Below are 25,759 nucleotides of genomic sequence, written 5' to 3' on the forward strand. Positions count from 1 at the left end.
CGACTTGACTTGCTTCGTCGCGTTGCCAACTTGTCGTCAGCAGCGCAGAAGCGAGATTATGAACGATTTCTTTCGAATCCGTCAAGCAGTCAGAGAAATTATTTTCATCGTCGACTGCGAGAATCTCGCCGCCAAATGAAAACCGGGCCAAACCCGATCAGTCATTCGACTTCCCCGACAGTTCCTTCGGAGACCGCTGCAAGACAGATGTCTGTGCAGCGAAGACAGCGACTGTAGCACGCTCTTGAAGCGGCTCGCAAGAACTACAAGGGAAAGTTGTTGACAGTCGGCCGCACCTCGCACGGGTCGTGGCTAAGCCCTTGTTTCTTTGGAGCCCCCACCGAGATTCAGAAAGAAAAAAAGACCCGCCGAGGCGGGTCTTCGTTGGGCCGGGGAGCCAGAGGGCTGGTTAGTCGGCGTCCTGGAACGCTTCCTCGCGCTTGTTCTTGATGGAAGGCAGCATCACCACCACCACCATGAGCGCCGCGGCGATCAACAGGCCTGCCGACAGCGGCCGGGACAGGAAGGTGCTCCAGTCGCCACGGGACAGCAGCAGCGCGCGGCGAAGGTTCTCTTCCATCATCGGGCCGAGGATGAAGCCCAACAGCAACGGAGCAGCCTCGCAACTCAGCTTGTAGAAGATATAGCCCACCACCGCGAATGCCGCCGTCATGAACACATCGAAGTTGTTGTTGTTCAGCGTGTAGGTACCGATGCAGCAGAACACGACGATCGCGGGGAACAGGAAACGGTAGGGCACCGTCAGCAGCTTGATCCAGATGCCGATCAACGGCAGGTTCAGGATCACCAGCATCAGGTTGCCGACCCACATCGACGCGATCAGTCCCCAGAACAGTTCCGGGTTGCTGGTCATCACCTGCGGGCCGGGCTGGATGCCCTTGATCGTCATCGCGCCGACCATCAGCGCCATCACCGCGTTGGGCGGGATGCCCAGCGTCAGCATCGGGATGAAGGACGTCTGCGCGCCGGCGTTGTTGGCCGACTCGGGGCCGGCCACGCCCTGGATGGCACCCTTGCCGAACTTCTCCGGCGTCTTCGAGATCTTCTTCTCCAGCGTGTACGCCGCGAACGAAGCCAGCAGCGCACCGCCGCCCGGCAGCACACCCAAGAGCGAGCCCAGCGCCGTGCCACGCAGCACCGCCGGCCAGGCGTCGTGGAAGTCCTGCTTGGTAGGCCACAGGCCCTTCACATCCTTGGTGAAGACCTCGCGATGCTCGGCCGGCTGGCCAAGGTTCGCGATGATCTCGCCGAAGCCGAAGATGCCCATCGCGATCACGACAAAGTTGATCCCGTCGGTCAGCTCGGGAACATCGAACGAGAACCGGGGCGTTCCGGAGATCACGTCCGTGTTGACCTGACCGAGCAGCAGTCCCAGCAGGATCATCGAGATCGCCTTGACGAGCGAGCCCGAGGCCAGCACGACCGCGCCGATCAGACCCAGCACCATCAGCGAGAAGTACTCGGCAGGGCCGAACTTGAAGGCCAGTTCGGTCAGCGGCGGCGCGAAGGCCGCGATGATGACGGTGCCGACGCAACCGGCGAAGAACGAGCCCAGTCCCGCGGCCGCCAGCGCGGAGCCGGCGCGGCCTTGACGGGCCATCTGGTAGCCGTCGATCGCGGTCACGACCGACGAGGACTCGCCGGGCACGTTGATCAGGATGGCCGTCGTCGAGCCGCCGTACTGGGCGCCGTAATAGATACCGGCAAGCATGATCAATGCCGGCGTCGCGTCCAGCGAATAGATCGACGGCAGCAGCATCGCGATCGTCGCGACGGGCCCGAGACCCGGCAGCACGCCGATCAGGGTGCCGAGCACCGCGCCGCCGAAGGCGTACATGAGGTTCTCCGGCGTGAACGCCGTGCCGAACCCCATCATCAGGTTGTTGATCAGATCCATGCGTGACTCCTCAGCCGCCCAGGAAGGTTGGCCAGATGGGGATCACGAGATTCAGACCCCAGATGAAGATCGCGTAGCTGCCCGCGGTCAGGACGACGCTGCTGAGCAGCGCATCGCGCCAGCGGAACTCGTCGCTGGCGAACGACGAGACAGTGATCAGCAGCGGCAGCGTGATGATCATGCCCAGACGCGGCAGGGCGAAGCCGAACAGGATGATCGCGCCGACGACGATCAGCAGCGGCTTCCAGGCGAAGGCGCCGACGGGCTGCCCCCCCTCCGACTCGATGGTCAGTGCCTTGAACAGCACCACCGCACCGAGCACGGCGAGCAGGACGCCCAGTCCGAACGGGAAATAACCAGGCCCGGGACGGGCGGATGTGCCAAAGCTGTAGTTGATGATCGAGCCGCACGCGAACGCGACGCCAACGACCACGAACATCAGCCCTGACCAGAAGTCGCGTTGACTCTTGATCTTCATCGAGGGAACCTCTATCGGCTTGAATGGCCGCGATTCTAGGAATCGGGTCCCGCTCGGGGTCTGTGGTTATCACGTAAGGGGAGACGCCGTGCATCGCACGGGGCGTATGGCGATCTTCACAGGCCCGGTGGGCACGGGCTTCGCGGCTTGTCTGCGCGGGCTTACCCGCCCCCACGAGCCTGAGGGCGCCAGGCGGACGGCCGTCCGGGCGCTCAGTTCTCCCAGGTCGGCGTGCTGCGCAGCACTTCGTCCATCGTCGTGAGCCCTTCGGCGACCTTCATCGCCCCGCCCAGACGCAGTGGGCGCAGGCCCTCCTGCACCGCCTGCCGGCGCAACGCGGTCATGTCGGTGACGGGGTGCAGATGCTTGCGGACGCTGTCGGTCAGCAGCAGCAGTTCATACAGCCCGGCGCGCCCCCGGAAGCCGGTGTTGCGGCAGTCCAGGCACCCCACCGGACGGTAGGGCTTGACGCCGCCGTTCAGACGCCACGGCTTGAGCCTCTCGTTGAGCGAGTCCCGCGTGACGTCCGGATCGGGCTCCTTGCAATTCGGGCACAGCGTGCGCACCAGCCGCTGGGCCAGCACGCCGATCACCGTCGCGTCGATCAGGTAGTTGGGCACGCCCAGATCCACCATCCGTGTGATCGCCGAGGCCGAGTCGTTGGTGTGCAGCGTCGAGAACACCAGATGGCCGGTCAGCGAGGCCTGGATCGCCATCTCGGCGGTCTCGAGGTCGCGGATCTCGCCGACCATGATGATGTCCGGATCCTGGCGCATCAGGGCGCGCAGGCCCTCGGCGAAGTTGAAGTCGATCGCCGACTGCACCTGGGACTGGTTGAACGCGGGCTCGATCATCTCGATCGGGTCCTCGACGGTGCAGACGTTGACCTCCTCGGTCGCCAGGCGCTTGAGCGTCGAGTAGAGCGTCGAGGTCTTGCCGCTGCCGGTCGGGCCGGTCACGAGGATGATGCCGTGCGGCCGCGTGGTGAGGCGGTTCCAGCGCTCGGCGTCATGCGTCGAGAAGCCGAGTTGTGACAGGTCCTTCACCGCCGTGTCCGGGTCGAAGATCCGCATCACCATCTTTTCGCCGAAGGCGGTCGGCAATGTCGACAGCCGCATTTCGACCTCTTCGCCGGCCGGGTTGCGCGTCTTGATGCGGCCGTCGAGCGGCCTGCGCTTCTCGACCACGTCCATGCGCCCCAGCAGCTTGATGCGCGCGGTCATCGCCCCCATCACCGTCGGCGGCAGCTGGTAGACGGTGTGCAGCACGCCGTCGATGCGGAAGCGGATCACGCCCATCTCTCGGCGCGGCTCCAGATGGATGTCGCTGGCGCGCTGGTCGAAGGCGTACTGCCAGAGCCAGTCCACGACCTGCACCACGCCCTGGTCGTTGGCGTCCAGCTGGCGGCTGCTGCGGCCGAGTTCGACCAGTTGTTCGAAGCTCGCGGGCTGGTTGGACTCGCCGGACTTCGTCGCGGCGCGCACGGAGCGCGCCAGCGTGAAGAACTCGGTCGTGAAGCGCGCGATCTCCTGGGGGTTGGCCAGGACCATCTTCACGCGCTTGCGGGTGTGCGACTCGATCTGCGGGATCCAGCCGACGTCCTGCGGCTCGGCGACCGCGATGGTCACATCGGTCAGGCCGACCTGGATCGGCAGGCAGCGGCGCGCCTCGGCATAGCTGGCGGACATCACGTCGGCGACGCGGCCCACGTCGACCTTCAACGGATCGATGCGGACGTAGGGCAGCTTCAATCGTCCCGCGAGCCATTCGGTCAGCGCCTCGGCGTCCAGCGGTCTGCCGTTGGCGACGCGCACGAGTCCCGCCGAGCCGAGCCGGATCAGCGGATGCTGCGCACTGTGGCCGGCGCCGAAGCGGGCCTCGGTGCGCTGGACCTGCTGCTGGTCGATCACACCGTCCTCGGCGAGCCAGTGCAGCAACTGGCGCCATTCAAGGCGCGTGCCGGCCGCGGCCGTCGGCGCCGGGGCTGGCGCGGAAGCGCCGGTCTTGTCCTTGGGAGTCGTCGGCGTGCTGTGTTTCATGGTCACTCGTCGGAATCGTCGGAATGGCCGGCCAAAGCCGCCTGGAGCTGGTGGATCACGTTCATCGGCAGAGGCCGGACCAGTTTCAGCCACTTCGTGGCCGGCAGGTCATGACGGGCCTCGATGTGGGCGGCGCGCTGCTCGAGCACTTCGCGCTCCGGCACCGCGACGCCGCGTCCGGCGACGACGATGGTATTGCCCTCGCGGGTCGGCGTCAGGTGCCAGACCTGGTCGGAACCGAACACCTTGGCGATCCGTGCGGCGCTGCGCGTGAAGCTGGCACTGCGACCGAACAGGTTCACGGTCATCAAGCCGCCGTCGGCAAGCACCCGGTGGCAGTCGGCGTAGAAGGCTTCGTCATCGAGGACAGGCGCCGCCGCCTCATGGTCGTAGAGGTCGACGTTGAGGACCTGCGCGGTGCCCCAATTCGCCGCGTCGGCGACCCAGGCGCCAGCGTCCTGGTTGAGCACGCGCAGCCGTTCGTCGTCGTCGGGCAGGTGGAACCAGTGCCGGTTGGCGCTGATGACGGTCGGGTTGATCTCGACCGCCGTGGTCTTCATCTTCAATTGCTTGCGGCAGAAGCGGGTCAACGCCCCGGCGCCCAGTCCGAGCTGCACTGCCTGCCCCTGCGTCATCTCGCGGGCGTCGCGCCACAGCAGCCAGGCCATCATGCGCTGGACATACTCCAGCTCGAGCTTCTCGGGCTTCTTGAGCCGCATGGCGCCCTGGACCCAAATCGAGTCGAGGTGCAGGAAACGCACGCCGTCGAATTCGCTCAGCGTGGCCTCGACCCACTCGGTCGTTCTGCCGCTCTTGTTGTTCTTCGAGTCCCGGTGCTTGCTCACGGCGGTCGTTCCCATGCCGGGTCCGCGGGGCCCGGTCTCGTCATCTGTCGTTCAAGGGCCCGGCGAGCTCCCGCCAGGCGCGAAGCTTGTCATCGTAGGGCATCGTGTAGGCGGGACTGGAGCTTGGCAGCCCCAGCACGCGGTAACGGGCTGCAAGCGGTCCCAGCTGCTTCAACCCGAAGCGCAACGCCGTGCCGCCATTGAAACCGATCGTGCGCAGGGCTGGCAGCTGCTGGAGCAGCCGGCCCAGGTCGCTGGCGAAGGGATGGCGGATCGCGCTGTCGAGGCTGCCCTCGCGCTCGGTCTCGGTGATGACGTCCCACACGGCGACGCGCTGCGCGCCCAGCGCGGCGAGGCGCTCGGGATATGTCATCGCGACCAGATCCACGCCGAAGACTTCGCCGACCAGGCGCCAGAACTGGTTGCGCGGATGGCCGTAGTACTGCTGCGCGCGCAGCGAGGCCACGCCCGGGAAGCTGCCCAGCAGCAGCCATTCGGCGTCCGGCGCGTGGACGGGCGCGAGCCCCCGCCAGCGGGCGGCTTCCGAAGCTCCCGTCGGATCGAGCGCATCAGCCATGCGCGTCCACGGCATCCAACGCGCCGAGCCGCGGCAACGCGGCACGAGCGTTGCGGCTGGTGATCGCGGCCGTTTCCCGCACGGTCCAGCCGCGCAGTCCGGCGAGCACCTCGCCGATGCGCGGCAGCTCGCCCGGTTCGTTGCGCGACGTGGCGCCCGCGGCGCGCGCCTCGGCGGTCCGGTACAGCCAGTGCGGCGGAATGTCCGGCGCGTCCGTTTCCAGCACCAGCGCCTCGGCCGGCAGCTCCGCGGCGAGGCGGCGGATCTGCAGCGAACGGTCAAACGTGAGCGTGCCGCCGAAACCGAGTTTGAAGCCGAGGTCGATGAAGGCCTCGGCCTGCTGCCGGCTGCCGTTGAACGCGTGGCCGATGCCACCGGTCGACACACCGACGCGACGCAGCCCGCCCAGCAACTGGTCCGCGCTGCGGCGCACATGGAGGATGACCGGCAGCCCGTGCCGCTTGGCGAGCTTGAGCTGCTCCCCATAGAAATGCTGCTGCGTGGCGGCGTCGACGTCCTTGACGAAGAAGTCCAGCCCGATTTCGCCGATGCCGACCAGGCGCGGGTCGTCCCGGCACTCGGCGAGCATCCGGTCGAGGCGCGACAGGTCCTCGTCACGGGCGTGCATCACGTACAGCGGATGGATGCCCAACGCATAGCTGAAGCCATGGGCGTGCGCGAGCGCCCTCACCTGCTCGAAGTTGCCCGCGACGACCGCCGGAATCACGACCTGCGACACGCCGGCCGACACGGCGCGCGCGACGACGGCGTCACGGTCGGGCTCGAACTCCGAGGCGTCGAGGTGGCAGTGCGTGTCAGTCCACATGGCGACACCGAGCGGTGGAGAAGCGGGCCCCCGCGCCGCTCAGCGGAAGACCACCGTGCGATGGCCGTTGAGCAGCACGCGGTGCTCGGCGTGCCACTGGATCGCGCGGGCGAGCGTCACGCATTCGACGTCGCGGCCGATCGCCACGAGCTGGTCCGGCGTCATCGAATGGTCGATGCGGGCGACGTCCTGCTCGACGATCGGACCCTCGTCCAGATCCGAGGTCACGTAATGCGCGGTCGCGCCAATCAGCTTCACGCCGCGCTCATGCGCCTGGTGGTAGGGGCGCGCGCCCTTGAAGCTGGGCAGGAAGCTGTGATGGATGTTGATCGCGCGCCCTTCCAGGAAGCGGCACAGTTCCGGCGACAGGATCTGCATGTAGCGCGCCAGCACGACGAGATCGATCTGCTGCTCTTCGATCAGCTCCCGGAGCTTGCGCTCCTGCGCCTGCTTCTGCTCGTCGCTCGCCTGCAGCAGCGGCAGGTGGTGGAACGGGATGTCGTGCGACGCGGCCAGTTGATAGAAGTCGCGATGGTTGGACACGATCGCGGGGATCTCGATCGCGAGATGCCCGGTCTGCACACGGAACAGCAGGTCGTTCAGGCAGTGCCCGAGCTTGGACACCAGCAGCAGCACGCGCGTCTTGCGCTGCGCGTCGACCAGTTCCCAATCCATCGACAGCCGCGCGGCCAGCGGCGCGAACACCTCACGCAGCGCGGCCGCCGGACGGGCTTCGGCGCACTCGAACTCGATGCGCATGAAGAAGCGGCGGTGATCGGCGTCGCCGTGCTGGGCCGAGGTCAGGATGTTGGCGCCCTGCTCCAGCAGGACGCCGGTCACGGCGTGGACGATGCCGGCCTGGTCGGGACAGCTGAGCTTCAGGATGAAGCGGGTGGACGGGAATTCCGAGGAAGGCTTCGAGGCGGTCATGGTGGAGCGCATCGTAAACGAGCGCCCGACGGGATCCCGGCGGCGGGCCTCGCGATCGGGCAACCCAGCCTAGGGCTGATCAGGCCGCGAGCGGCTGCAGCGCGCCGCCGACCAGCCGTCGCTGATGCTCGCAGCGTGTCGCCAGGTCCTGGTCGTGCGTGACCATGACGAAGGCGGTCCCCAGCTCGCGCGCCATCTCCAGCATCAGCTCGAAGACCGTCGCGGCCGTCGAGCGGTCGAGGTTGCCGGTCGGCTCGTCGGCCAGCACGCAGGCGGGGCCGGTGACCAGCGCGCGCGCGATCGCGACGCGCTGGCGTTCGCCGCCGGACAGTTCGCCCGGACGATGCAGCACGCGAGGCCCGAGCCCCACGCGCGTCAGTATCCTGGTGGCCTGCTCGCGCGCCTGCTCCTGCGGCATGCGGCGGATGCGCAGCGGCATCGCGACGTTGTCCAGCGCGCTGAACTCCGGCAGCAGATGGTGGAACTGGTAGATGAACCCGAGGTGCTGGTTGCGCCAGTCGCCGCGGGCCTTCTCGCCGAGTGCGCCAAGGTCGCGCCCCATCAGCTCGACGCGTCCGGCGGACGGCTTGTCCAGGCCGCCGAGCAGGTGCAGCAGCGTGCTCTTGCCCGAGCCCGAGGCGCCAAGCACCGCCAGCGTTTCGCCGGCCTTCACGCTGACGTCGAGGTCGTGGAAGACCTGCACGTCCAGCGGGCCTTCGACGAAACGCTTGCCCAGGCCGCTGCCTTGCAGCACCACCTGACCGGCGGGGACGCGGATGCCCGTCGACAGGGCCTTGTTGTTGGCGTCATTCATAACGCAGCGCCTCCGCGGGCTGGACGCGGCTGGCGCGCCAGCTCGGATAGACCGTGGCGACGAACGCCAGGATCAGCGAGGTCACCGTGATCGGGACGATGTCGGACCACTGCGGATCGCTCGGCATGTGGCTGATGACGTAGATGCTGGCGGGCAGGAAGGTGGTGTGCAGCAGCTTCTCGATGGCAGGGACGATCACGTCCAGGTTGTGCGCGACGACCAGCCCCAGGCCGAGTCCGCCCAGCGTGCCGATCACGCCGGCCAATGCGCCCTGGATCATGAACACGCCCATGATCGAGCGCGGGCTGGCGCCCAGCGTGCGCAGGATCGCGATGTCGGCCTGCTTGTCGGTGACGGTCATCACCAGCGTCGACACGAGGTTGAACGCGGCGACCGCGACGATCAAGGTCAGGATGATGCCCATCATGCGCTTCTCGACCTGGACCGCGTCGTACCAGTTGGCGTTGGTGCGGGTCCAGTCGCGGACGTAGATCGCCTGCCCCGCCTGCAACATCTCGCGCTGCAGCTGCGCGCCGACCTGGCGGGCCTGCTGCACGTCGCGCAGTTTCAGCTGCACGCCGCTCGGCGTGCCGGTGCGGAACAGCTTCGCGGCGTCACCCACATGGATGAGCGCCAGACCGCTGTCGTACTCGTAGTGCCCGGCCTCGAAGACGCCGGCCAGCGTGAACTGCCGCAGCGTCGGCTGCACGCCCAGCGGCGTCACCTGCCCCGACGGGATGGCCAGCGTGATCTTGTCGCCGCGTTGGACGCCCAGCTGGCGCGCCAGCTCGACGCCCAGGATGATGTTCCATTGGCCCGGCTGCAGGCGCTCCAGCAGGCCGTCCTTCGCGAGCTTCTCGGCGATCGGCGTCACCGTCGGCTCCAGCGCAGGATCGATGCCCCGCACGATCGTGCCGCGCATGTCCGAACCCCGCGCGATCAGCGCCTGGCCCGAGACGAACGGCGCGGCGGCCAGCACCTCGGGATTCTTCTTCGCCTGGTCCGCGGTGGCGCGCCAGTCGGGCAGGCCCTCGCCGGTGTCGCTCAGCAGCTCCACGTGCGCGATCACGGACAGCATGCGCTCGCGGACCTCCTTCTGGAAGCCGTTCATCACCGACAAGACGATGATCAGCGCAGCGACGCCCAGCGCGATGCCGAACATCGACACGCCGGAGATGAAGGAGATGAAGCGGTTGCGGCGCCCTCCACGCCCGGCTCGCGTGTACCGCCAGCCGATCTGCAACTCATAGGGCCAATTCATAGGGGGTGGATGCTAACCGCTCCCCCCGCCCTCGCCGCTTAGGGCTGGCTGATGGCGACCGGGAGGGGTGAGGGCCAGCGGCCGTGGCAGTCAGTGGGCCTCGTCCCAATTGGCACCCACGCCGACTTCCGCCAGCAAGGGCACCTTCAGCGCGGCCACGCCGGCCATCAGCGTCGGCACTTCCGACGTCACCCAGTCGAGCTCCTCGTCCGGCACCTCGAAGACCAGTTCGTCATGCACCTGCATCACGACCTGGGTCTTCTTGCCCTGCTCGTCCAGCGCCTGCTGCACCGCGATCATCGCCAGCTTGATCAGGTCGGCCGCCGTGCCCTGCATGGGCGCGTTGATCGCCTGACGCTCGGCGCCGCTGCGCCGCGGGCCATTGCCCGAGTTGATCTCCGGCAGCCACAGCCGCCGACCGAAGACGGTCTCGACGTAGCCCTTCTCCTTGGCGAACTGCTTCGTGTCGTCCATGTAGCTGCGCACGCCGGCGAATCGCGTGAAGTACCGGTCGATGTAGTCCTTCGCCGCCTTCTGCTCGATGCCCAGCGACTGCGCCAGTCCGAACGCGCCCATGCCGTAGATCAGGCCGAAGTTGATCGTCTTGGCATAACGACGCTGCTCGGGTGTGACCGCGTCCAGCGCGGCGCCGAAGACTTCCGCCGCCGTCGCGCGGTGCACGTCCTGGCCTTCCTGGAAGGCCTTCAGCAGGCCCGGGTCCTCGCTCATGTGCGCCATGATGCGCAGCTCGATCTGCGAGTAGTCCGCCGACACGATGTGATGCCCCGCCGGCGCGATGAAGGCCTCGCGCACGCGGCGGCCATCGGCGGTCCGGATGGGGATGTTCTGCAGGTTGGGCTCGTTGCTGGACAGCCGGCCCGTCACCGCGACCGCCTGCGAGTAGGTGGTGTGCACGCGGCCGGTCTTCGGATTGACCATCAGCGGCAGCTTGTCCGTGTAGGTGCTCTTGAGCTTGGACAGCGAGCGGTACTCCAGGATCTTGGCCGGCAGCGGGAAGTCCGCCGACAGCTTTTCCAGGACCTCCTCGTCCGTCGACGGCGCGCCGGTCGCGGTCCGCTTCACCACCGGCAGGCCGAGCCGGTTGAACAGGATCTCGCCGATCTGCTTAGGCGAGCCGATGTTGAAGGGCTGGCCGGCGATCTCGTAGGCCGCCTGCTCCGCCGCGACCATGCGCTGGCCGAGGTCGGCGCTCTGCGCCTGCAGCCGGCCCGCATCGATCAGCACGCCGGTGCGCTCGATGCGCGCCAGCAGCGCCGACACCGGCATCTCGATCTGCTCGTAGATGAACTTCAGCCCCGCGTCGGCCTCCAGGCGCGGCATCAGGGTCTGATGCACGTGCAGGCACATCTCGGCGTCCTCGCAGGAGTACTCCGCCGCCTTCGCCACCTCCACCTGCGCGAACGGGATCTGGTGCGCGCCCTTGCCGCACAGGTCCTCGTAACTCAGGCCCTTGCGGCCCAGCACGCGATCGGCCAAGGCCTCCAGCCCGTGGCCGCGATGCGCCTCCAGCACGTAGCTCTCCAGCATCGTGTCGAAGGCCGTGCCCTGGACGGCGATGCCGTGGTTGGCCAGCACATGGGTGTCGTACTTGACGTTCTGGGCGACCTTCTTCTTCAGCGGATCCTCGAGCCAGGGCTTCAGCTTCGCGAGCACCTCGTCCATCGGCAACTGCTCGGGGGCGTCCGGGCCGTCGTGCCGGATCGGGATGTAGGCGGCCTCGCCCGGCTTCACGCTGAAGCTGATGCCGACGATGCGCGCCTGCATCGGATCCAGCGAATCCGTCTCGGTGTCGAACGCGGCGAGTTCCGCCGCGTTCAACTGCTCGATCCAGGCGTCGAGCCGGGACATGTCCAGGATGGTCTCGTAACGCTTGTCGACGGGGATCGCAGGATGCTGGGCCTCCGCATGGGCATCGGTCGCGCTCGCCGCGCCGACGTCGGCCTCCGGCCTGGCGCGCCTGGGCGCGTCGCCGCCGAGCTTGCCTTCCAGGTCGCGCTTCCAGGTCTTGAAGCCGTTGCGCGTGTAGAAGTCGAGCAGCCCCGCCTCGTCCACCGGATTGAAGGCCAGCGCTTCCAGCGCGGGCCAGCCCGCGACGTGCGTGCACAGGTCGCAGTCGACCTTCACCGTCACCAGCTTGCGGCCCATCGGCAGCCATTCCAGCGCCTTGCGCAGGTTCTCGCCGGCGACGCCCTTGATCTGGCCCGCGTTGGCGATCACGCCGTCCAGCGAGCCGTGCTCGCCGATCCACTTGGCCGCGGTCTTGGGACCGACCTTCTCGACGCCGGGCACGTTGTCCACGGTATCGCCCATCAGGGTCAGGTAGTCGATGATCCGGTCCGGCGGCACGCCGAACTTGGCCAGCACGCCGGCTTCGTCCAGCTTCTCGTTGCTCATGGTGTTGATCAGCGAGACGTCAGCCGTCACCAGCTGCGCCAGGTCCTTGTCGCCGGTCGAGATCACCACCTGGTGCCCCGCCTGCGCCGCCACCCGCGACAGCGTGCCGATGCAGTCGTCGGCCTCGACGCCGGGCACCGTCAGCACCGGCCAGCCCAGCAGCTTCACGACCTCGTGGATCGGTTCGATCTGCTCGCGCAGCGCGTCGGGCATCGGGGCGCGCTGCGCCTTGTACTCGGGGTACCACTCATCGCGGAAGGTCGGTCCGGACGCATCGAAGACGCAGGCCGCGTGCTCGGCGCCGTAGTCGTCGCGCAGCTTCTTCAGCATGGCCACCATCCCGTGGATGGCGCCGGTGGGCTGCCCGCCCGGACCGCGCAGGTCGGGCATGGCGTGGAAGGCGCGATAGAGGTAGCTGGACCCGTCGACCAGCAGCATCAGAGGTTTGCTCATCCCGACATTGTTGCAGGCGCGCGCCACCCCGGCTGTCAGCAGGCCGCGCCTGAACGCGGCCCTCGCCCGGGGGCACGGGGTTTCCCGGGGTCCAAGACTAGAATGGACATCACCATGAAAACCACCCGCCTCGCTCCTCTGTTCGCCCTCCTGGCCGCGGTCGCGCTCCAGGCGCACGCGGCCGACGCGCCGGTCACGCCTTCAGCACCGTCGGCGCCTGCCGCGACCCCGGCCTCCGCCGGGCCGCAGAAGTTCCGCGACGTGCCCGAGGTGAAGGTCGAACAGATCGTCAACGAAGACGACAAGGTTCGCATCGAGGAAACCCGGGTGAGGGGCCTGACCCAAAAGGTCGTGGTCAAGAACAAGAACAGCAAGGCGCCCGAGTACGAGATCCTGCTCGGCGACACCGGCCGCGACCTTCCCACCCGCCAGGGCGACGACCGCGGCAACGCGGGCGCGCGGGTCTGGCGTCTCTTCAATTTCTGACCCGTCGCGGCTGACCCGCTCCGGTCGGCTTCCGGTCCGTTCCCTCTCCTTTTCATGGCCGTATTCACCGACGTCTCGACCGAGCAGGCGCAAGCGCTGCTGGACACCCTGGCCCTGGGCGACCTGCAGTCGCTCAAGGGGATCACTGCCGGCATCGAGAACACCAACTACTTCGTCACCACGACGCGCGACGGCGAATCGCACGACTATGTGCTGACGATCTTCGAGCGCCTGAGCTTCGAGCAGCTCCCCTTCTACCTGGAGCTGATGCGGCACGAGGCGCGCAAGGGCGTGCCGGTGCCCGCGCCGCAGCCCGACGCGCAGGACCGCATCCTGCACACGGTGGGCGGCAAGCCGGCGGCGATGGTGGACAAGCTGCCCGGCGGCCATCAGCTGGCGCCCGACGTGTTCCATTGCGAGCAGGTCGGCGCCGGCCTCGCCCGCATGCATCTGGCCGGCCAGGACTTCCCGCTGCATCAGGACAACCTGCGCGGCCTGCCCTGGTGGCGGGAGACCGTGCCGGTCGTGCTGCCGCACGTCACGCCGGCACAAGCCGACCTGCTGACCGCGGAGCTGGCCTTCCAGGAACAGCTCGCCCTCGGCGCCGCGGCACTGCCGCGCGGCCCGGTCCATGCCGACCTGTTCCGCGACAACGTGATGTTCGACGGCCTGCCGGGTCGCGAGAAGCTCAGCGGCTTCTTCGATTTCTATTTCGCCGGGGTCGACAGCTTCCTGTTCGACCTCTGCGTCTGCCTGAACGACTGGTGCATCGATCTGGACAGCGGCCGCCTCGACGAGCAGCGCGCCGGCGCCTTCGTCAAGGCCTACGAATCGGTGCGCCCGCTGTCCGGCGCCGAACACCGCCTGCTGCCCGGCCTGCTGCGCGCGGCGGCGTTGCGCTTCTGGATCTCGCGGCTGTGGGACTTCCACCTGCCGCGCGAGGCCAGTCTCCTCACCCCCCACGATCCGACCCATTTCGAGCGCGTCCTGCGCGAGCGCATCGCCAGGCCCTGGCATGCGCTGGAGTCCCTGCCATGATCCTGCACCTGCAAACGGTCCCGCCGCGCAACGGCCTGCTCTGGGTGCGCCACGGGCTGAAGGTGCTGCGGCGCAAGCCGATCGCGCTGATCGGCCTGTTCGCGACAGCCATGCTGGTGTCCGCGGTGCTCCAACTGGTGCCCTTCCTCGGGCAACTGGTGGTGATGAGCGCGCTGCCGCTGATCTCGCTGGCCTTCATGCTGGCCGCGCACCAGGTACTGCAGTCCCACACGCCGACGGCCGCCGTCTTCCTGCAACCGCTGCAGCTGACCAAGGAACGCCGGCGCGCCCAGATCGGACTCGGCCTGCTCTACACCGGCTCCACCATCCTCGCGATGCTGCTGGCCCACCTGCTGGACGGCGGTGCGCTCGTGCGGGGCATGGACCAGCTGGCGGCCGCCAAGGGCGACGCCAAGACCATCGAGGCCATCGTCGCCGAGGGCAGCCTCATGCCTGCCATGGCGCTGCGCTTCGCGTTGCTGGGACTGCTGTCCGTCCCGTTCTGGCATGCGCCGGCGCTGATCCACTGGGGCGGCCAGGGCGTGCTGCAGGCGCTGTTCTCCAGCACGCTGGGCGTGTGGCGCAACAAGGGCGCGTTCACGATCTCCGCGCTGGTCTGGACGGGCCTGAGCGCCGGCGTCCTGATGGTGTTCTCCATCCTGGGGATGCTGCTCGGGCTCGTGAACCTGCTGCCCTTCATCCTGCTGCCCACGATGATGGCGCTGCTCACGGCGTTCTACTGCTCGCTGTACTTCACCTTCATCGACTGCTTCATGTTCGGCGCCCCCAAGGACCTTCCGGAAACGCCGGCTGCGCCGGTCTGACGCACCGGTCTGACATTCGCACGGACGGGGCCACGGACATGCCTCGAAGGAATCTCTAACGACTTTTTCACGTCAGCGTCACTTGCGCTTCGCAGAATCCGCCCGCCTTTACATCGCAGCGGAGCCTTCACGAATGAGCAAGCAGCACGACATCGTTGCCAGCCAAGACAACGCCAACGAGTACGACGAAGACACCATCGTCAACCCGTCCGCCAACCCGCATTTCGAAGACGTCCTTGCCGCGCGCCTGTCGCGGCGCGTCGCCCTGAAGGGCGGCATCACCACGGCGGCCTCCGCGCTGCTGGGCGGCTCGATCCTGAGCGCCTGCGGCAGCAGCGACGATTCGCCTGCCCCCGCTCCCGCGCCCGCGCCCGCCCCGGCGCCCCAGCCCGCGCCGCTAAAGATCGGCTTCAACGCCGTCGCCAAGAACAAGAACGACCTGGTGACCGTGGCCGACGGCTACAACGTCAGCATCCTGCACGCGCTGGGCGACCCGATGCACTTCGGCGACGAGTCCTGGAAGGACGACGGCTCCGAAACCGCAGACTCGTACAACCGCCGTGTCGGCGACGGCCATGACGGCATGTACTTCTTCGGCCTGAGCGACGCCGGCGCCTTCGACGCCAAGCGCTCGGACCGCGGCCTGCTGGCCGTGAACCACGAATACGTCGTCGCCCCGTACGGCCTGCACCCGGCTGGCCGCGCCACCGGCGCCGCGCGCAACGCCACCGAGGTCGAGAAGGAGATCTACGCCCACGGCGTCTCCGTCTGCGAGGTCAAGCGCGACGCCACCGGCACCGGCATGAGCATGGTGCGCGGTTCGAAGTACAACCGCCGCGTGACCTCGGCCACGACGATGGACTTCACCGGCCCGGCCAAGGGCAGCGCCCAGCTGCAGACGCTGTTCAGCCCGACGGGCGTGCAGACCCGCGGCACCAACAACAACTGCGCCAACGGCTACACCCCGTGGGGCACTTACCTGACCTGCGAGGAGAACTACCTCAACGTGATCAGCCGTGCCGCCGGCGACGACGCCCTGCGCAGCGGCGCCAAGGAAGTGGCCAGCCTGAACCGCTACGGCCTGCCGCAGAACCGCAAGAGCCCCTACCTGTGGGAGACGGCCGGCACCGCCGACCTGTTCGCCCGGTGGAACTCGTCGGTCACCGGCGCCGCCGCGACCGCCGACTACCGCAACACCATCAACACCTTCGGCTGGGTGGTCGAGATCGATCCGTTCGCGCCGGACTCCGTGCCCGCCAAGCGCACCGCGCTGGGCCGCTTCAACCATGAAGGCGCCTGGCCCGCCGAGGCGGTCGCCGGCAAGCCCATCGTCATCTACATGGGCGACGACTCGCGCAACGAGTACATCTACAAGTTCGTCTCCAAGGCGAACTGGGATGCGGCCGATGTCGGCAAGGGCATGGCCGCTGGCGCCAAGTACCTGGACGAAGGCACGCTGTACGTGGCCAAGTTCAACGCCGACGGCACCGGCAACTGGATGGCGCTGACCTTCGGCGCCAACGGCCTGACCGCCGCCAACACGACCTATGCCTTCGCCGACCAGGCCGACGTCGTGATCAACGCGCGCATCGCCGGCGATATCCTGGGCGCCACCAAGATGGACCGTCCGGAATGGGGCGCCGTGCACCCGACCAACGGCGAGGTCTACATGACCTTGACCAACAACAACGAAGCGAACCGCGTTCCGCCGACGTCGACCCCGACGGGCCGCCAAGCCAAGCCGGATGCCGCGAACCCGCGCTACTACGAAGACATGAAGGGGACGGCCTCGCAGAAGGGCAACCCCAACGGCCACATCATCCGCTGGAAGGAAGACGCGGCCGACGTCACCAAGCTGACCTGGGACGTGTACCTGTTCGGCGCGCAGGCCGATGCGGCTGCGGACGTGAACCTGTCTGGCCTGGCCGACAGCAACGACTTCTCCAGCCCGGACGGCTTGTATTTCGACAAGCGCGGCATGTTGTGGATCCAGACCGATGACGGCGCCTACACCGACATCACCAACTGCATGATGCTGGCGGCCCTGCCGGGCAAGGTCGGCGACGGTGGGGTGGCGAACGCCGCGGGCGGCACGCAGACCATCGCGGGCGCCAAGGCGACCTCGGACACGCTGCGTCGTTTCCTGGTCGGCCCGAAGGAATGCGAGATCACCGGCATCGCGATGACGCCGGACTACAAGACGCTGTTCTTCAACGTCCAGCATCCGGGCGAGGAATCGACACCGGACTGGAACGCCAAGACCTTCGGCAGCTACTGGCCGGCCAACCAGGCCGACCCGACGGTGAAGAAGCGTCCGCGTTCCGCCACGGTCGTGATCACCCGCAAGGACGGCGGCGAGATCGGCATCTGAGCCCCCAAGGCCCGACGGCTCCGGTCTCACTGGGGCCGGAATGATTCGGGGGGTTCCCGGACGGGACGCCCCCCGAGTCGTGGAGAGCCCGCGCCAGGCGTTGGCAGTGGTCGCCGAACTCCTCTACTTCGAGATCTCCGACGCCAGGGCCGCTTGCCGGTCGCTCTCCGCGAGGATGCGTCCGAGCACCCGTTCGATCACGGGCTGCGGCACCTCGCCCGCCAGGTCGCGAGCCACCCCTTCCGCCTGTGCGCGCACCAGCTCGCACAGGCGTTTCAATTCCAGTGTCAGGCTGCGCGGCGCGATGTCGCCGTCGCGGGCCAGGTCGGCCCACGCCTGTGCATCGAACGCGCGTGAGTTCGCGCCGTCCTCAGCGTTGTCGTCCGTGCCATCCCCGACGAAGCCCTGCGCCGGCGCCACGCGCAGCCCGCCGTGATCGACGAAGAAGGACAGGTCCGCCGCGCCCGTGCCTTTGCTGCCGATAAGTTGGCGGAAGATCGTCCAGCGCAGCAACGCTCGGCTGTCGACGAGCGGCGCGGGACTGTGCGCCAGCAATGAGAAGAGCTGGGCGAGCGACACGCGGTCCTGATCGGCGGGCGGCACGCCGAGCGCCTGGCAGGCGTTGATCGTGTGCAGGCGGCGCACGCGGCCATCGTCGAGCCGCTGACGGTCGGCACGCTCGACCAGCAGCACCGGCTCCGGCACGCGATGCAGCTGCACCGGCGCCACGTCCAGGCCCACGCGCGCGGCGAGCCGCATGCAGAAGTAGTCGTTGAAGGTCTGGTCGTCCGCCCCTTCCACCCCTGCCACATCCTGCGCGGATGGCGCGGGGTGGAGCACATGCGTCGAGGCCATCTGCGGTCCGTCGGCGAGATGCCACCCGCCGTCACGCTCCACGTAGACCGCGAGCTGGTCCTGGTCGCCGCCGAGCGCACCGCGCACCTGACCGTCCCACACCGCGAAGGGCGACTTGTCGCGATGGCGGAGGCGTTCCGACAACTCCGCCCGGTCGATCGCCCGCTGCACCGGACCGGCCGGACGTTGGAGTCCGTCCGCGATCAGCCGCACGGCGCCGGGCAGGTCCCGACCCATCAGGCGCAAGGCGCCGTAGCGGTCGTCCTCCCGCAGTCCCAGCGCCGCAAAGGTCCGCGATCGCGCCTGACCGGACGGCAGCAAGTGGTCGAAGAAGGCTTGCACCGCGTCGGTCGTGGACTCGCTGCCGGGTCCGCCGCGCGGCGGCATCGGCAGCGACGGGGCCAGCGGGAACGCCAGCACTTCCGAGGTCCATCGTTCGAGATAGGCCAACGACAACCGGCGCGGTGAGTCCGTTGACGCGGAGAGCGCGTCGGCAGGCTTCAGCCAGCCGACCTCATGCTCGTCGAGCCAGACCTCCACACCGTTCATGCGTCATCCAGGTCGGAGAACTTCGAATCGCGCGCGGTGCGGATCGCGCGTCTGACGACCTCGCGCTGCTGCGACGGCACGGCGAACAGACTCACGCCGAGCGCCCGGGCAGCCTTGAGCACGGTGGAGAGGCTGACGCCGCCCTGCCCCGTCTCGATGTTGATCAGCGTCTGGCGCGACATGCCGAGCGCCTCGGCGGCCTCGACCAGGGGCAGTCGCGCGGTGGTGCGGGCGGCCCGGACGGCGGCGCCAAGCGCCAGCGCGTCCTCGACCATCGGGTCATCGGGCGGATCGATCGGTACAACAGTGCGCATGGAGATTCCAGAATCTGGGACGTATTCGTCGGATCTCCCTCCCGGGCAAAAGTGATTCCTGTTTGCTGGAATCTTTATCGCCCACCGCCCATTTTGCGCCTGCGGCCACGCCTCACCGCGTGCTCCGTACGATATCCGCTCACTCGTTCAGGTCTGGCCCCGATCCGGTCGGCCTGCCCCGACCGGCTCAATCGATCGGGGTCAGCTTGGCGACGCTGAGCGCCAGCCACTTCGTGCCGTGACGGCCGAAATTCACCTGCGCGCGCGCGTCGGCTCCTTTTCCTTCCAACGTGAGCAGCACGCCTTCGCCGAACTTGTTGTGGAACACCCCCTTGCCGACCCGCAGGCCGCCGTGTTCGTCGCCCGTCTTCTGCGCCGCCGACTGCTTCATGGCCTGGGGCACCGGCGCCTGAGGGAAGGCCGAGGGATCGACCCGACCGGCGCCCACCATCGACTTCAATCCCGAGCCGCGCTGCCACGCCTGCTGGTAGTCCCTCGCGAAGCCCGAGCCGAAGCCCTGGTTGCGCGGCGTCAGCCACTTCAGCGTCTCTTCGGGCAGCTCCTCCATGAAGCGGCTCTTGATGTTGTAGCGGGTCTGGCCGTGCAGCATCCGCGTCTGGCAGAAGCTGATGTACAGCCGCTGGCGCGCGCGCGTGATCGCGACGTACATCAGCCGGCGTTCCTCTTCGAGCCCGTCCGCGTCGGACATCGAGTTCTCATGCGGGAACAGGCCCTCTTCCAGGCCGGTGATGAAGACCGCGTCGAACTCCAGGCCCTTGGCCGAGTGCACCGTCATCAGCTGGATCGCGTCCTGGCCGGCCTGCGCCTGGTTGTCGCCGGCTTCCAGCGAGGCGTGCGTCAGGAAGGCCGCCAGCGGCGACATGATCTCGCCGGTCTCGGCGTCCGGCGTCGCGGGCGCGGCGGGGGCAATCGCCGCCGGCAACCCCTCCGCAATCGCGCCGGGCGAGTGCTCGTCCACCGGCAGCGCCACCGCGTCCTTGCCGAAACCCTCCTGCGTCACGAAGGCCTCGGCGGCGTTGACCAGTTCGCCCAGGTTCTCCAGCCGGTCTTCGCCTTCCTTCTCGGCGCGATAGAAGGCGGTGAGGCCGGAGTGTTCGATGATGTGTTCGATGATCTCGCGCAGCGTGAGCCCGGCCGTGGCCTCGCGCATCGCGTCGACCAGGCCGACGAAGCCCGCCAGGCTCGCGCCGCCGCGACCGCCGACCGCGGCGATGCTCTGCACCAGCGAACGCCCGCTCGGACGCGCCGCGTCCTGCAGCTGCTCGATGGTGCGCGCGCCGATGCCGCGCGCCGGGAAGTTGACGACGCGCAGGAAGCTGGTGTCGTCGTTGGGGTTCTCGATCAGGCGCAGGTAGGCCAGCGCGTGCTTCACCTCGGCGCGCTCGAAGAAGCGCAGGCCGCCGTACACGCGGTACGGGATGCCGGCGTTGAACAGCGCCGATTCGATCACCCGCGATTGCGCGTTGCTCCGGTAGAGCACCGCGATCTCCTTGCGGTCCAGCCCCTGGCGGTGCAGGGCCTGCGCCTCCTCGAGCAGCCATTGCGCCTCGGCGAAATCGCTGCTCGCCTCATGCACGCGCACGGGCTCGCCGGGGCCGGCCTCGGTGCGCAGGTTCTTGCCCAACCGGTGGCTGTTGTTGCTGATCAGCGCGTTGGCCGCGTCCAGGATATTGCCGAAGCTGCGGTAGTTCTGCTCGAGCTTCACGACCTGGCGCACGCGGTATTCGCGCTCGAAGTCGGCCATGTTGCCCACACGCGCGCCGCGGAAGGCGTAGATGCTCTGGTCGTCGTCGCCGACCGCGAACACGCCCTGGCCGCGCCCCGGCGGCGCGAACATCTTCAGCCACGCGTACTGCAGCTTGTTGGTGTCCTGGAACTCGTCGACCAGCACGTACTGGAAGCGGCGCTGGTAATGCTCGCGCACGGCCTGGTTGTCGCGCATCAGCTCGAAGGAGCGCAGCATCAGCTCGGCAAAGTCGACCACGCCCTCGCGTTCGCACTGGTCCTGGTAGGCCTGGTAGATCTCGACCAGCTTGCGCGTCTGTTCATCGCGCAGGTCGATGTCCTTGGGACGCATGCCGTCCTCTTTCGCGCCGGCGATGTACCAGGAGACCTGCTTGGGGACGAAGCGCTCCTCGTCGAGCTTCATCGCCTTGATCACGCGCTTGACGGCGGAGACCGTGTCGCCCGAATCCAGGATCTGGAAACCTTGCGGCAAGCCCGCCAGTTTCCAGTGCGCGCGCAGGAAGCGGTTGCACAGGCCGTGGAAGGTGCCGATCCACATCCCGCGCACGTTCACCGGCAGCATCGCGGAGAGGCGGGTGACCATCTCCTTGGCGGCCTTGTTGGTGAAGGTCACCGCCAGCACCGAGGCCGGCGTCGCGTGACCCTGGCTCATCAGCCAGGCGATGCGCGTGGTCAGCACGCGCGTCTTGCCGGAGCCGGCGCCGGCCAGGATCAGCGCGGGCTCCTGGCCCAGCGTCACCGCGGCGTACTGCTCGGGGTTGAGGTTGTCCAGCAGGCCGCGCGGCGCGCGCGGCGTGAACAGGTCCTCCTGCGGCGGGGTCGGGCGCTCGTCGCCAAAATCCTGGGAATTCATCCAGCCATTCTAGAGACGCTGGCATGATGCCGCCCTCATGACGTCAGAAAAATCCAGGACTGCGACGAACAGCGCGGCGAACAGTGCGGCCAAGAAGGCGACGGTCGCCGGCTCCAAAGGAAGTCAGTGCCCCTGCGGCACGGGCGGCTCGTACGCGTTGTGCTGCGGCGCCTCGCACCGCGCCTTCGCCGAGAACGGCGCGCTGATCGCGGCCGACGCGCAGGCGCTGATGCGTTCGCGGTACACGGCCTACACGATGGACCTGATCGAGTACCTGCTCGCCACCTGGCATCCGAGCACCCGTCCGCCGTCGCTCGAACGGGGGGAGCGGGACCTGAAATGGCTGGGCCTGGAAGTGCGTCGTCACGCGCGCCAGGACGCGGACCATGAGACGGTCGAATTCATCGCGCGCAGCAAGGTCGGCGGGCGCGCGCACCGCATGCACGAGATCAGCCGTTTCGTGCGGGAGCGCGGGGCGTGGCTCTACGTGGACGGCCAGATCGACTGACCAGTCGCACGGCGGGCGTTCGACGCACGACGTCGCCCAGGGCCAGGACGAGCCGGTCCAGGAAGGACCGGTGACCGATGTGAAACTCCTGAGGCATGGCGAACTCCTGCTGGCGACGACGACGCGGATGCGGACCGGGGGTCGCGCCACCGACATCGATGGCGCTGAGCGCGTGCTGCGATGATGAGCAGGCGCCGTGACAGGATTCTGGCGAAGGACCCTGTGACTGTCCTCTCCCCCCAAACGGGGAAAAGAGGGCAAAAACCGCTCCAGGCGTGCGCAGACCGTCCCTTTCAGCGATGACATCTCCTTCCCGTCTGCTTTCCCTCCTCCATCTGGACGACCACCTCGCGGTCATCGACAAGCCCGCGGGGCTGCTGGTCCATCGGACGGCCATCGACGCGCACGAGGAAGACGCCGCGCTGCAGCGTCTGCGCGATCAGTTGGGGCGGCCGGTCTGGCCGGCGCACCGCCTGGATCGCGGCACGTCGGGGGTGCTCGTCTTCGCGTTGAGCGCCGAGGTGGCGAGCCTGCTCGGCGCGGCCCTCGCCGAGCGCCGCACGCACAAGCGCTACCTGACGCTGGTGCGCGGCTGGCCCGCGGCTGATGCCGGCGTCGTCGACCATCCGCTCGCCCGCGACCCGGAGCTGCCATCGGCCGGACAGCCGCGTCTGGACGCGCAGACCGAGTGGTCCTGCCTGCGTCGGCAGGAGGCCCCGGTCAGCACCGACCCTCGCTTCCCGACGACCCGGCTCGCGCTGCTCGCCTGCGAGCCGGTGCAGGGACGTCGCCACCAGATCCGCCGGCACCTGAAGCACATCGCGCATCCCATCGTCGGCGACGCGAACCACGGGAAGGGGCCGCTCAATCGCACACTCGCGGCGCACTTCGGTCTCCAGCGGCTGTGGCTCCACGCGCAGCGGCTGACGCTGACGCATCCGATCACCGGTTCGACCCTGACGCTCGAGGCGCCTCCTGGCCCGGAATGGGACCTGTTCCTCTGAGCCAGCCGGCTCAGCCGAAACGCAGGGCGTAGATCGGCGGCAGGTGTCCGGACACGAGCGACCAGCGGTCGCCGGCGTCGTCGGTCGCCCAGAGGTTGCCGGTCGTACTGCCCATCAGCAGCCGGCGGCCGTCGTCGTGCGCGGCCAGGCCGTGGCGGTAGACGAGGTCGTAGCAATGGGCTTGAGGCAGGCCGGTCCGCAGCGTCTCGAAGGTCTTGCCGCCGTCGCGCGTGCGGTTCACCACCAGTGCGCCGTCGACGGGCAGCCGCTTCTCGTCCTTCACGCCGGGCACGAACCACGCCGTGTCGGGATCGCCCGCGTGCGCGGCCACCGCGAAGCCGAAGCCCGACAGCGGCGGCTTGATCTCGCCCCAGTGCGCGCCGCCGTCCACCGAGCGCCAGACGCCGTTGTGGTGCTGGCACCAGAGCACGTCCGGATCCGCCGCGCTGGCGACGATGCGGTGGGGGTCCTGGGTGTTCTCCTCACCCTGCTGCTCCGGCGGCAGGAAGTCGGCGCGCATGCCCTTGGCGCTGATGTGCCAGTTGGCGCCGCCGTCCTCGCTCCGCCAGGCGCCGCCGCAGGAGATGCCGAGCAGCAGCCGCTTCGGATCGCGCGGATCGACGTTGATCGAATGGATGCCGGGCGCGTCGTAGCCGCCGCCGAACCAGCCCAGCCGCTCGGGCATGTCCCAGAGGGTCTCGACGAGCTGCCAGGTCTCCCCCTGGTCGTCGCTGACGAAGAGCCCGCCGGGGATGGTGCCGGCCCAGAGCCGTCCGTCGCCGCCGCGTTCGAGCGCCCAGATCAGCTGGAGCTTCCACGGCGGGCCTTCCGCGCCTTCCGGCTGCTCGGGGAACGCGGGGGCCGCGAGCTCCCGCCAGGTGGCGCCGCCGTCGTCCGAGGCCTGCAGCTTGGCGCCGAAGTGCCCCAGGTTGAGCGCGGCGAACATCCGCCCCCCCTCCGCCGGGGCGGGCAGCACCATGCTGACGGGGTCCCCCACGAAGCTGTGGCGACCGATCGCCCATCCGCCCTGGGCGGGATCGCTGCGAAGTTCGAACAGACCCTTGCGGGTGGCGGCCCAGGCGGTGGTGGTCATCGGTGTCTCCTTGCGATGGCTGGCGTCACTGCTCACGACGATCGGCGGCTGCGGTTCTCGACAGGTCGGGCGACACGTCGGGCTCGACAGCGCCTGGCCGAAGTCCGCCGGGCTCAACCGCCCGACAGGGCTTGCAGCACGTAGACCTTGGACTGGGCCGTCAGTGGATCGCTGAGTGCCTGGCGATCCTGCGCGCGGTGGCCGTCGATGAAGACGGCGACGTGCGTGCGCAGGTGCCCCTGCTCGTCCAGGATGTAGCCGCGCAGGCGCGGATTGCAATCGAAGGCGCGCGTGAGCGCCTCCCCCAAGGTGCTGGCGTCGCAGTCCAGCTGGGGGGTGTCGACGAAGCGATGCAGTTGCGACGTGAATTCAACATGCGCCATGGGATGCGATCCTGCGACGAAGCCGTCGGCATGAAAAGAGGGGCCACCCAGCACGACGAACGGGCTCCCCGGGTCTCGACAGCGCCGTGCGTCCGTCGCGGGCAGAATCGCGGGCCCTTCCCGCCGCCCCGCGGCCCTTGCACGACGCCCTGCGCCGGACCCATGACCAACGACACCCGCCACGTCGACGATGCCGCCCATGCCCGCACCGGCATGCTCTACGCCGCGCTGGCCTACATCGCCTGGGGCCTGTTCCCGCTGTACTTCAAGCGGCTGAGCGACGTCAGCGCGTTCGAAGTCATCGCGCACCGGACGCTGTGGTCCATGGTCTTCGTGGCGGTCCTGCTGACGGTGATGCGCCGCTGGGCCTGGCTCGGACCGGTGCTGCGTTCGCCGAAGCTGCTGGGAACCTGCGCGGTGTCGGCGCTGCTCTTGTCGACCAACTGGCTGGTCTATGTGTGGGCGGTGCAGCACGGCCACGTCGTCGAAGCCAGCCTGGGCTACTTCATCAACCCGCTGGTCAATGTGATGCTGGGCTTCGTGTTCCTGCACGAGCGGCTGCGGCCGGTGCAATGGCTGGCGATCGGACTGGCGGCGGCCGGAGTGATCTGGCTGACGGTCACCGCCGGGCGGTTGCCGTGGATCGCGCTGGTGCTGGCGTTGAGCTTCGGTATCTACGGACTGATGCGCAAGACGGCGCATCTGGGCGCGTTGGAGGGGCTGACGCTGGAGACGCTGATCCTGTCGCCCTTCGCCGCCATCGCGCTGTTCTGGTGGACCAGCCAGGGCACCAGCGCGTTCGTGACCGGCGACGCCGGCCACATCGCGTGGCTGCTGCTCGCCGGACCGCTGACGGCCGTGCCGCTGCTCCTGTTCGCCGCCGGCGCGCGCCGCATCACGCTGACGACGCTCGGCCTGGTGCAATACCTGTCCCCGACGATCCAGTTCCTGCTCGGCGTCTGGCTGTATCACGAGCCGCTCGCCGGTGCGCGACTCGTCGGCTTCGTGCTGATCTGGTCGGCGCTTGCTGTTTACAGCGCGGAGAGCCTTTGGCGCAATCGGCGGTGAGCCACGGCCGCTGGCCCTCACCCTTGCCCTTTTCCGCAGTGCGGGAGAGGGCGTAAGACCGGCTCCGAGGTGGCCCCCTCTCCCGCACTG

General features: G+C 68.3%; 22 protein-coding genes. 7 read left to right on the forward strand and 15 right to left on the reverse strand.

The genetic code is table 11. From position 1 onward, the window contains the following. Window positions 1-409: 409 nt before the first annotated feature. From PV762_RS07710 to polA, 10 genes are all read right to left on the reverse strand, one after another. Window positions 410-1,918, reverse strand: a complete 1,509-nt coding sequence (locus PV762_RS07710) for a tripartite tricarboxylate transporter permease (RefSeq protein WP_421034453.1) — start codon at window positions 1,916-1,918, stop codon at window positions 410-412. A gap of 10 nt (window positions 1,919-1,928) precedes the next feature. Continuing rightward, window positions 1,929-2,396: a tripartite tricarboxylate transporter TctB family protein gene (locus tag PV762_RS07715; RefSeq protein WP_421034454.1), complete on the reverse strand. Its 468-nt coding sequence runs from the start codon at window positions 2,394-2,396 to the stop codon at window positions 1,929-1,931. Window positions 2,397-2,608: 212 nt separating this feature from the next. Beyond that, window positions 2,609-4,435, reverse strand: a complete 1,827-nt coding sequence (locus tag PV762_RS07720) for a GspE/PulE family protein (RefSeq protein ID WP_421034455.1) — start codon at window positions 4,433-4,435, stop codon at window positions 2,609-2,611. A gap of 2 nt (window positions 4,436-4,437) precedes the next feature. Beyond that, on the reverse strand, window positions 4,438-5,295 hold the full coding sequence (locus PV762_RS07725; protein WP_421034456.1) for a spermidine synthase: 858 nt from the start codon (window positions 5,293-5,295) through the stop codon (window positions 4,438-4,440). A 25-nt stretch (window positions 5,296-5,320) separates the two neighbouring features. Beyond that, entirely contained in the window at window positions 5,321-5,857 is a 537-nt protein-coding gene (locus tag PV762_RS07730) for a DNA-deoxyinosine glycosylase (RefSeq protein ID WP_421034457.1), read from the reverse strand. Then, a complete protein-coding gene (locus PV762_RS07735) occupies window positions 5,850-6,683 on the reverse strand; it encodes a TatD family hydrolase (RefSeq protein WP_421034458.1) in 834 nt (277 codons plus the stop codon). Before PV762_RS07735 ends, PV762_RS07730 begins: the two co-directional genes overlap by 8 nt. Before the next feature lie 39 nt (window positions 6,684-6,722). Then, window positions 6,723-7,613 (reverse strand): formyltetrahydrofolate deformylase, encoded by an 891-nt coding sequence (gene purU, locus PV762_RS07740; RefSeq protein WP_421034459.1) that lies wholly within the window; start codon window positions 7,611-7,613, stop codon window positions 6,723-6,725. Between the two features lie 79 nt (window positions 7,614-7,692). Further along, window positions 7,693-8,427 carry an ABC transporter ATP-binding protein gene (locus PV762_RS07745; RefSeq protein ID WP_421034460.1) on the reverse strand — a complete coding sequence of 245 codons (735 nt, stop codon included), beginning with the start codon at window positions 8,425-8,427 and terminating at the stop codon, window positions 7,693-7,695. Further along, window positions 8,420-9,688 (reverse strand): lipoprotein-releasing ABC transporter permease subunit, encoded by a 1,269-nt coding sequence (locus PV762_RS07750; protein WP_421034461.1) that lies wholly within the window; start codon window positions 9,686-9,688, stop codon window positions 8,420-8,422. Before PV762_RS07750 ends, PV762_RS07745 begins: the two co-directional genes overlap by 8 nt. Before the next feature lie 90 nt (window positions 9,689-9,778). Next, window positions 9,779-12,556, reverse strand: coding sequence for a DNA polymerase I (polA, locus tag PV762_RS07755; protein WP_421034462.1), 2,778 nt, complete (start codon window positions 12,554-12,556; stop codon window positions 9,779-9,781). Between the two features lie 102 nt (window positions 12,557-12,658). Here polA and PV762_RS07760 point away from each other — a divergent pair, with 102 nt between their 5' ends. From PV762_RS07760 to PV762_RS07775, 4 genes are all read left to right on the forward strand, one after another. Then, on the forward strand, window positions 12,659-13,042 hold the full coding sequence (locus tag PV762_RS07760) for a hypothetical protein (RefSeq protein ID WP_421034463.1): 384 nt from the start codon (window positions 12,659-12,661) through the stop codon (window positions 13,040-13,042). Window positions 13,043-13,096: 54 nt separating this feature from the next. Continuing rightward, window positions 13,097-14,080, forward strand: a complete 984-nt coding sequence (locus PV762_RS07765) for a homoserine kinase (protein ID WP_421034464.1) — start codon at window positions 13,097-13,099, stop codon at window positions 14,078-14,080. Next, window positions 14,077-14,904: a BPSS1780 family membrane protein gene (locus PV762_RS07770; protein ID WP_421034465.1), complete on the forward strand. Its 828-nt coding sequence runs from the start codon at window positions 14,077-14,079 to the stop codon at window positions 14,902-14,904. Before PV762_RS07765 ends, PV762_RS07770 begins: the two co-directional genes overlap by 4 nt. Window positions 14,905-15,037: 133 nt before the next feature. Beyond that, entirely contained in the window at window positions 15,038-17,275 is a 2,238-nt protein-coding gene (locus tag PV762_RS07775; protein WP_421034466.1) for a PhoX family protein, read from the forward strand. 123 nt (window positions 17,276-17,398) lie between these two features. On the opposite strand, the gene PV762_RS07780 is transcribed toward PV762_RS07775, so the two are convergent. The 3 genes from PV762_RS07780 to PV762_RS07790 all read right to left on the reverse strand — a co-directional run bounded on the left by PV762_RS07780 (window position 17,399) and on the right by PV762_RS07790 (window position 21,613). Further along, window positions 17,399-18,679 carry a HipA domain-containing protein gene (locus PV762_RS07780; RefSeq protein ID WP_421034467.1) on the reverse strand — a complete coding sequence of 427 codons (1,281 nt, stop codon included), beginning with the start codon at window positions 18,677-18,679 and terminating at the stop codon, window positions 17,399-17,401. Further along, window positions 18,676-18,993, reverse strand: a complete 318-nt coding sequence (locus tag PV762_RS07785) for a helix-turn-helix transcriptional regulator (protein WP_088408724.1) — start codon at window positions 18,991-18,993, stop codon at window positions 18,676-18,678. Before PV762_RS07785 ends, PV762_RS07780 begins: the two co-directional genes overlap by 4 nt. Before the next feature lie 187 nt (window positions 18,994-19,180). Continuing rightward, a complete protein-coding gene (locus PV762_RS07790; protein ID WP_421034468.1) occupies window positions 19,181-21,613 on the reverse strand; it encodes a UvrD-helicase domain-containing protein in 2,433 nt (810 codons plus the stop codon). Between the two features lie 37 nt (window positions 21,614-21,650). Between PV762_RS07790 and PV762_RS07795 the strand changes: the two genes are divergently transcribed. After that, a complete protein-coding gene (locus tag PV762_RS07795) occupies window positions 21,651-22,121 on the forward strand; it encodes a YchJ family protein (RefSeq protein ID WP_421034469.1) in 471 nt (156 codons plus the stop codon). A 299-nt stretch (window positions 22,122-22,420) separates the two neighbouring features. Next, window positions 22,421-23,125 (forward strand): pseudouridine synthase, encoded by a 705-nt coding sequence (locus PV762_RS07800; RefSeq protein ID WP_421034470.1) that lies wholly within the window; start codon window positions 22,421-22,423, stop codon window positions 23,123-23,125. A 10-nt stretch (window positions 23,126-23,135) separates the two neighbouring features. Here the strand turns inward: PV762_RS07800 and PV762_RS07805 are convergent, their stop codons facing one another. Then, window positions 23,136-24,218 carry a WD40/YVTN/BNR-like repeat-containing protein gene (locus PV762_RS07805; RefSeq protein WP_421034471.1) on the reverse strand — a complete coding sequence of 361 codons (1,083 nt, stop codon included), beginning with the start codon at window positions 24,216-24,218 and terminating at the stop codon, window positions 23,136-23,138. Window positions 24,219-24,331: 113 nt separating this feature from the next. Continuing rightward, window positions 24,332-24,601: a MoaD/ThiS family protein gene (locus tag PV762_RS07810; protein WP_421034472.1), complete on the reverse strand. Its 270-nt coding sequence runs from the start codon at window positions 24,599-24,601 to the stop codon at window positions 24,332-24,334. A 162-nt stretch (window positions 24,602-24,763) separates the two neighbouring features. On the opposite strand from PV762_RS07810, the gene rarD reads away from it, so the two are divergent. Next, window positions 24,764-25,669, forward strand: a complete 906-nt coding sequence (gene rarD / locus PV762_RS07815; protein WP_421034473.1) for an EamA family transporter RarD — start codon at window positions 24,764-24,766, stop codon at window positions 25,667-25,669. Window positions 25,670-25,759: the final 90 nt, after the last annotated feature.

It is taken from the genome of Mitsuaria sp. CC2, from assembly GCF_048957715.1.
GTDB lineage: Bacteria > Pseudomonadota > Gammaproteobacteria > Burkholderiales > Burkholderiaceae_C > Roseateles.